A 6513-nucleotide genomic window follows, 5' to 3' on the forward strand; every position below is an offset into this window, starting at 1 on the left:
CTAGCACAAACTGAAAAATAGTGTCAACACGATTAGCCAAGTCACTTAAAAAGAGGTATGATAATAAATAACTAAATGGAATTTCGCGGAGGAAGAAAAATGGAAAAAATCGAATGGCGTAAAGACAAGAGCTATAGTATGAAAAAAAGCCCGCAAATACTAGAGGTTCCTAAAAAACCATTCTTTAGCATCAGAGGGATCGGCGACCCGAATCAGGAAGACTTTAAACGAAGAGTAGCCTGTCTATATGCAGTCAGCTATGCAATACGCATGTCGCCTAAAAAAAATTGGCTGATTCCTGATTATCAGATGTATACTGTCTATCCATTGGAAGGACAATGGGGACTGCAAGAAAAGTATTTGCATGAACCAGTGATGAAAAAAGAACATTTTTCTTATCAATTGATGATCCGACAGCCTGACTTTGTTACAGAAGCGATAGCACAAGAAGCCATTCAGCGTTCTCTGAGCAAACTTCCGGAAGACTTGAGAGAACAAGTAGCATTCGGAAAGATGGAAGAAGGTCTTTGTGCCCAAATCTTACACATCGGTTCCTATGATGAAGAACCAGAATCCTTTGAGAAATTAGAAGCATTCATTGCAGAAGAAGGCTATCAAAGAACTTCTAAAGAACACAAAGAAATCTATATCAGCGATCCACGAAAATCTGCACCTGAAAAAATGAAGACGATTTTGCGTGTCAAAATAGAAAAAGGATAGCAACCTGAATAAAACCGGAAAATAAAAGTAAAAAATACCAAAATAAGAAGAAATATTACTTGTCTTTTGCTATAATCAATATTGAGAGGTGTCTAATATGAAAAAGAAACAGCGACAAGCATTGATCCGCCAAATGATTACAGAACAACCGATTGGGACACAGGAAGAGCTGCTTACACGGTTGCATGAAGCAGGTGCCGATGTGACTCAAGCTACGATTTCTCGAGACATCAGAGAAATGAAGTTAGTAAAAAGCCAAGATGAAAATAAAATAGTACGCTATACATTATTTAACCAACCATCTGTTTCTTTAAATGAAGAACGTTTGCGTACGGCAATTAGGCGTGAGGTTTTACGTATACAGTCTGTTCAATTCATGGTTATCGTATTGACTGAACGAAATGGCGCTGATGTGGTAACGAATTGGTTAGACGAAGTTGCTTATCCCGAAGTTGTTGGAACGATGGCAGGTGTAGATACATTCATTATTATTTGCCGCTCAGAAGAAGAAGCACAGCGATTTGCGGAAAAATTAGAAAAAATGAGGGAATAGATGAGGAGGACTTTTATATGGAAGATATGAAAGCGCTACAAAATGGATCGGATATTCGAGGGATTGCAATACCAGTTGAAGGTCATGAAGTCAATTTGACGACAGACAGGGTAGAAAAGATCGGCTGGGGACTAGCAAACTGGCTAAAGAAAAAGAAGAAATCAACTAATCCAACTAAAAAATGGACGATTGGGATTGGTCATGACAGCAGGATCAGCGGACCAGCACTAAAAGAGGCGTTGATCCAAAGTCTGAAAGAACAAGGGATACATGTCATTGATTTCGAATTAGCTACTACGCCAGCTATGTTTATGTCCACTCAATTTGAACAATTCTCATGCGACGCTGCGGTCATGCTGACTGCTAGCCATCTTCCCTATTATTACAACGGAATAAAATTTTTCACCTCAGAAGGAGGGGCAGAAAAAGAAGATATTGCTTATATCCTGTCACAGCAGCAAAAAATAAACAGTGAACAAGCAGGAAGTGTGGAAAAAGCAGACCTTTTGACACCTTATGCGCAAGATTTAGTCACAAAAATCAAAAAAGGGATGGGAACACAAGATGACAAACCACTAAAAGGTTGGAAAATCATCGTGGATGCTGGAAATGGTGCTGGAGGATTTTTTGCTGAAAAAGTATTGAATAGCTTAGGCGCTGATACAACAGGATCTCAATTTTTGGAACCAGATGGTCGATTTCCTAATCACATCCCCAACCCTGATAACAAAGAAGCGATGGAAAGTATCAAGCAGGCTGTTTTAGCAAATGAAGCAGATCTTGGAATCATTTTTGACACAGATGTGGATCGTTCAGCTGTGGTCAGTGCTTCTGGAACAGTCATCAATCGAAATAATTTGATCGCAGTATTAAGTACGATCGTATTAAAAGAGCATCCAGGGACAAGGATCGTAACGAATTCGCCTACTTCTTCTCATCTACAAAAATTCATTGAAGAAAAAGGAGGTGCCCAAATTCGTTATATTTCCGGCTATCGAAATGTAATCAATAAAGCATTAGAACTTAATCGTCTTGGGAAAGATACACAGCTAGCCATCGAAACAAGCGGTCACGCTGCATTCAAGGAAAATTATTTTCTGGATGATGGTGCATACGTCATCGCGAAGATCCTGATGCTTTTGCCAGAATTAAAAAGAAAAGGTATCACATTGGATGAACAAATCAAAGAGTTGAAACAGCCTGTAGAAGTACAAGAAATCCGACTAAAATTGTTCAGTGATGAACCACGCGAACAAGGAAACAAGATATTAGAAGAAATGAAGCGACTGCTGGAAGAAGAAAAAGGGATGAACTTCGACCCGGCAAATGAAGAAGGTATTCGGTATAATCTGCAAGAACCTTATGGAAGCGGTTGGTTTTTGATTCGCTTAAGCTTACATGAGCCGTTGTTAGTATTGCAGATAGAAAATGATGAGAGCGGAAAGAACCAGCTAGTGTTAGAAAAACTAGCAAACTTATTCGGACATTTTTCTGATCTTGAATCATTATCAGCAGAATAAACCAATCTTCTTGAAAGGTAGTTGCTTGGACAATAAAAAAAGTGGTAAGGTTAAACCGAGTGCTGGTAGGGTGGCCAGCAAAAGGAGGAAAAAAATGGTAACGAATATGGTTATTTTTTTAACAGTATTGGTCTATGGGGTCAACTTTCTGGTATATATGTATCTCAAAATCAATCATATAAAAGATTATTTAGAAAAGATTGCTATTTATTTTGGAACGAATATGACCCTGTTGTTCACGAGTGGCATCTTTTTGTTTTTTGGAAAAATAGTAGAAGACGGTATTCTGGTATTTGAATAAGCAGAATTTTTGTAGAAAGCGCCTTACTTGTCATACACTATAATTATAGCAAGTAGCAAATGGTCAATCGAAAGGAGCAGTACAATGAAAAAAGCATACGAAACAGCAATGATCAACCATGGCGGGCGCAATGGAGAGGTCGAGGCACCCAATGGCTCGATGCATATGAAAATCACTCCTCCGGGAATCCATGCAGAAGGAACAAATCCAGAACAATTATTTGCAGCAGGTTATGCTTCTTGTTTCAATGGGGCGGTACAACATATGATCAAAGAAGCTGGAATGACAGCAGAGTCCACAGTAAAAGCACGTGTCTCTCTTTATAATTTAGATGATGGCGGCTATCAAATCGGTGTAGTATTAGAAGTGCATATCGATGGCATCAGCGAAGAAGAAGCCCAAAAAATTGCAGAAGATGCGCATGAATTCTGCCCTTACTCCAAAGCAACTAGAGGAAATATTGATGTAGAAGTAACGATTGTTTAGAAGAATAAAGGAAATCGAACCAGACTAAAAACGTGAAAGGACCGCTTTTTGTCTGGTTTTTTTGACAAACAAAGCAGATGATTTGGAAAATAGACGATTATCGGTTATCATATTTTTGTACCAATCGGTAGGTAAAAAAGAAGCGAGGGAAAAAGGATGGAAAAATATCAAAATATTGTGATCGGTTTTGGAAAGGGCGGTAAGACTTTAGCGAAGGCGTTAGCTTCAAAAGGCGAATCGGTTTTAGTCGTTGAAAAGTCAACACGTATGTATGGCGGAACATGTATCAACATCGGCTGTATTCCTTCTAAATCATTGATTTTCAATGGAGAAAGAGGAATCGACTTTACAGAGGCTGTTGCTCGGAAAGAAAAATTGACGGGCATGCTTCGTGCCAAAAATTATCATATGATCAGCGATGAGGCGACTGGGACAGTGATGGACGGTACAGCACGTTTTCTTTCTAACCATCAAATCGAAGTGACGAATAATGGTGAAAAAGTGATTGTTGAAGGCGAACGGATTTTCATCAATACTGGTTCTGAACCAATCATTTTACCAATCAAAGGATTGAATACAAGTCGCTACTTGATTGATTCTACGCAAGCAATGGATCAAGAACAATTACCGGAAAAATTAGTGATCATTGGGGCTGGATATATTGGTCTGGAATTTGCATCAATGTTCAATGAATACGGATCTAAAGTTGTCGTTCTTGATGCCCATCCTGAATTTCTTCCACGTGAAGATAAAGACATTGCACAAATGATTTTAGAAGATTTGACGAATGCAGGAATCGAGTTCCACTTAGGTGTGACTGTCGATGAAGTAGCAGACCAAGAATCAACAGCTGCCGTTACCTTTACAGAAGATGGTCAAAAAGTAACGATTGAAGCATCTAAAGTTTTAGCAGCAACTGGCCGAAAAGCTAATACAGCTTCTCTTGGATTAGAAAATACAGATGTTAAACTGACCGATCGCGGAGCAATCGCTGTAGATGAATACCTTCGTACAGATGCGGAAAACATTTGGGCGATTGGAGACGTCAAAGGCGGACTGCAGTTCACTTATATCTCTTTAGATGATTATCGGATCATTATGGATCAGTTGAAAGGCGAAAATACACGAACAACGAATAATCGGAAAGCTGTGCCTTACAGTGTATTTATCACTCCAACTTTATCTAATGTAGGATTAACAGAAAAACAAGCCAAAGCACAAGGCGTCAATTACAAATTATTCAAGTATATGACAAGCGGCGTCCCTAAAGCACAAGTATTAGAAGATCCTAAAGGGGTATTCAAAGTTTTAGTTGATCCTGAAACTGACTTGATTCTAGGCGCAAGTATTTATGCGGAAGATTCTCATGAAGTCATCAACTTGATTTCGCTAGCTATGAATGGAAAACTTCCTTATACGTTATTGAGAGATCAAATCTATTCTCATCCAACAATGAGTGAAGCTCTAAATGATGTATTAAAATAAATAACGAATGGAGAATTTATCATGTTCAACAACAAAAATACAGCAGTAGTTCTAACTGACCCGCAAGTCGAGTTCTTGAAACCAGCAGGCGGTGGCTTTGGTTTGACAAAAGATATCTTAGAAAAATACAATACGATCGAAAATATGATCGAAATGGTGAAACAAGCAAAAGAAAAAGGATACAAACTCTTTATTTCTCCTCATTATTTTTATCCACATGACCATAAATGGCAATTTGGCGGTGCAGGAGAACATATGATGCTTGAGCAGCAGATGTTTGCTAGAAAAAGTCAATATGAACCAGTGGAAGAAGGTTCAGGAGCCGATTTTATCGAAGAATTGAAACCATATTTGGATGAAAATACGATCATCAGCTCTCCTCATAAAATCTTTGGACCAGAAAGCAACGACTTAGCGCTTCAATTGAGAAAAAATGGAATCGACACAGTAATTCTCGGAGGAATGAACGGAAACTTGTGTAGCGATTCCCATATGCGTGAATTGGTAGAGAGTGGATTCAATGTTGTGGTAGCGACAGATGCAATTGGTGCTCCTGGCCAAGAAGCAATGGATGCAGCGTTGACGAACTTTGGTTTTATTGCAGATCAAGTGATGACAACAGAGGAAGTATTAGAGCAACTATCATAAGATAGGAACTGCTTTTGTCCTCGCAGTTCTTGAATCAATGAACATCTAGCTACAAGAGAACAGTTTTATAGTGAGGGCTGTGTCAGATAATTTGGCACAGTCTTTTTTTAAACGATTAGGAAGATAAAATGATGAATTTATTGTATAATATAGGACTATGAGAGATGAAAAAGGAGAATATCATTGAAAACAAAGGAAAAGATCTTGGAAGCGACCAAAGATCTTATTTATAAAAAAGGCTATCATGAAACGTCGATCCGGGATATTCTAGCAGCTTCTGATACGGGGAAAGGGCAATTTTATTATTACTTTTCTTCAAAAAAAGAAGTTTGTCTAGCGGTGATCCATGCGCATATGGACGTGTGGCAGACAGAATTGTTTGAAGACATCTTAAATGCTGGAAAACAGCCAGAAGAAGCATTAGAAGAAATGTTGGATTGGATTTTCGCTGATCATGAGACACAAATCACTTATCATGGCTGTCCTGTGGGGAATTTGATTATTGAGTTGAGTACAGTGGATGAAGAATTCCGTCTATTGCTACTAGAATTAGTCAATCAATGGGTCAAGTATACGAAACAAAATATCTTGGCACTTTCTGAAGAAAAACTGTCCGATGCAGAGGCAGACCGTCAAGCCAAAGCGTTGATTGCTGAAATCCAGGGCAGTATCTTATTGTTGAAGGTCACACAAGATCTATCACTACTTAGACAGAATTTCCAATTGATCAAAGAAAGATTGTTAACTTCGCAAAAGGTTCTTTAATAATTAGAGGTTGTGACAGAAGTGGTCAGCTTCAA

General features: G+C 38.6%; 8 protein-coding genes. All 8 read left to right on the forward strand.

What is annotated here, in order from left to right:
- Positions 1-99: 99 nt before the first annotated feature.
- The 8 genes from HMPREF2988_RS01040 to HMPREF2988_RS01075 all read left to right on the forward strand — a co-directional run bounded on the left by HMPREF2988_RS01040 (position 100) and on the right by HMPREF2988_RS01075 (position 6478).
- A complete protein-coding gene (locus tag HMPREF2988_RS01040; protein WP_070769831.1) occupies positions 100-720 on the forward strand; it encodes a GyrI-like domain-containing protein in 621 nt (206 codons plus the stop codon).
- 97 nt (positions 721-817) lie between these two features.
- Positions 818-1273: an arginine repressor gene (locus HMPREF2988_RS01045; protein ID WP_002314521.1), complete on the forward strand. Its 456-nt coding sequence runs from the start codon at positions 818-820 to the stop codon at positions 1271-1273.
- 17 nt (positions 1274-1290) lie between these two features.
- A complete protein-coding gene (locus HMPREF2988_RS01050; protein WP_070769832.1) occupies positions 1291-2793 on the forward strand; it encodes a phosphohexomutase domain-containing protein in 1503 nt (500 codons plus the stop codon).
- A gap of 94 nt (positions 2794-2887) precedes the next feature.
- Complete coding sequence (locus HMPREF2988_RS01055; protein ID WP_002308156.1) at positions 2888-3094, forward strand: hypothetical protein; 207 nt, start codon at positions 2888-2890, stop codon at positions 3092-3094.
- Between the two features lie 84 nt (positions 3095-3178).
- On the forward strand, positions 3179-3580 hold the full coding sequence (locus tag HMPREF2988_RS01060) for an organic hydroperoxide resistance protein (protein ID WP_002286825.1): 402 nt from the start codon (positions 3179-3181) through the stop codon (positions 3578-3580).
- 156 nt (positions 3581-3736) lie between these two features.
- Complete coding sequence (locus HMPREF2988_RS01065) at positions 3737-5065, forward strand: FAD-containing oxidoreductase (protein ID WP_070769833.1); 1329 nt, start codon at positions 3737-3739, stop codon at positions 5063-5065.
- A gap of 21 nt (positions 5066-5086) precedes the next feature.
- The gene (locus HMPREF2988_RS01070) at positions 5087-5713 is read left to right on the forward strand and encodes a cysteine hydrolase family protein (RefSeq protein ID WP_002300333.1); all 627 of its coding nucleotides are present in this window, start codon (positions 5087-5089) and stop codon (positions 5711-5713) included.
- A gap of 183 nt (positions 5714-5896) precedes the next feature.
- Positions 5897-6478: a TetR/AcrR family transcriptional regulator gene (locus tag HMPREF2988_RS01075; protein WP_038398440.1), complete on the forward strand. Its 582-nt coding sequence runs from the start codon at positions 5897-5899 to the stop codon at positions 6476-6478.
- Positions 6479-6513 lie beyond the last annotated feature (35 nt).

It is taken from the genome of Enterococcus sp. HMSC061C05 (genome assembly GCF_001814765.1).
GTDB classification, from domain to species: Bacteria; Bacillota; Bacilli; order Lactobacillales; family Enterococcaceae; genus Enterococcus_B; species Enterococcus_B lactis.

Coding starts and splice junctions, on each gene's coding strand:
- HMPREF2988_RS01040 (WP_070769831.1), top strand. CDS start 100: ATGGAAAAAATCGAATGGCGTAAAGACAAGAGCTATAGTATGAAAAAA.
- HMPREF2988_RS01045 (WP_002314521.1), top strand. CDS start 818: ATGAAAAAGAAACAGCGACAAGCATTGATCCGCCAAATGATTACAGAA.
- HMPREF2988_RS01050 (WP_070769832.1), top strand. CDS start 1,291: ATGGAAGATATGAAAGCGCTACAAAATGGATCGGATATTCGAGGGATT.
- HMPREF2988_RS01055 (WP_002308156.1), top strand. CDS start 2,888: ATGGTAACGAATATGGTTATTTTTTTAACAGTATTGGTCTATGGGGTC.
- HMPREF2988_RS01060 (WP_002286825.1), top strand. CDS start 3,179: ATGAAAAAAGCATACGAAACAGCAATGATCAACCATGGCGGGCGCAAT.
- HMPREF2988_RS01065 (WP_070769833.1), top strand. CDS start 3,737: ATGGAAAAATATCAAAATATTGTGATCGGTTTTGGAAAGGGCGGTAAG.
- HMPREF2988_RS01070 (WP_002300333.1), top strand. CDS start 5,087: ATGTTCAACAACAAAAATACAGCAGTAGTTCTAACTGACCCGCAAGTC.